General features: G+C 74.5%; 1 protein-coding gene. It reads right to left on the bottom strand.

Annotated elements, in window-relative coordinates; translation table 11 throughout:
• The coding region (locus C5F48_RS25570) for a hypothetical protein (protein ID WP_219907852.1) at positions 1-648 on the bottom strand (648 nt) is incomplete at both ends.

Raw genomic sequence — 648 nt, forward strand, 5'->3', positions numbered from 1 at the left:
CGCCGTGGTGGCGAAGGCCTCGCCCTCCGTGCCGATCCGGTTCGAGGTGAAGGCCGCGCCGATCGACAGCGCGCCGCCGCCCGACCCGCCGGAGCCTGCGACCGCGCCCGAGACGGCGGCGACCGTCGCGCTGATCTTGGCGGCGTTGATGGCCGTGACCGTGGCCGATCCGGCGATGCCGCCGGTGATGCTGCTCAGCTCGGCCAGCGTGCCGCCGCTGATCTCATTGCGCGCATCGGCGCCGGCGCCGGCGACGGCATAGCCGCCCTGCCCGGCGAAGGCCGCGGCAATGGAGGCGGCGACCGAAATTGCGGTGATCTCAAGCTGTTCCACGCCGCTCTTCGTGCTGGCGGTGACCGACAGGGCGCCGGTTCCGGCGCTCAGCGCGCCGGCGGTGGTGAAGCCGGCGATGCGGGCCTCGGTCTCGGCGCGCAGCTTGTTGTTGGCCAGCGCCACGGCGACCGAGGCGGCGATGCCGGTGCCGCCGGAGGCCGAGACGGCGATGGCGGCGCTGCCGACGCCGGAATAGATGCTGGCGAGGTTCAGCGCCGAGACGGCGATGCCAGTGCCCTGGGCCTTGTGGCTGCCGGTCGAGCCGATGACCGCGGCCTCGACCCGGGCCGCGCCGCGGTTCACCGCGATGGCGCC

The organism is Cereibacter changlensis JA139, from assembly GCF_003034985.1.
GTDB lineage: Bacteria > Pseudomonadota > Alphaproteobacteria > Rhodobacterales > Rhodobacteraceae > Cereibacter > Cereibacter changlensis.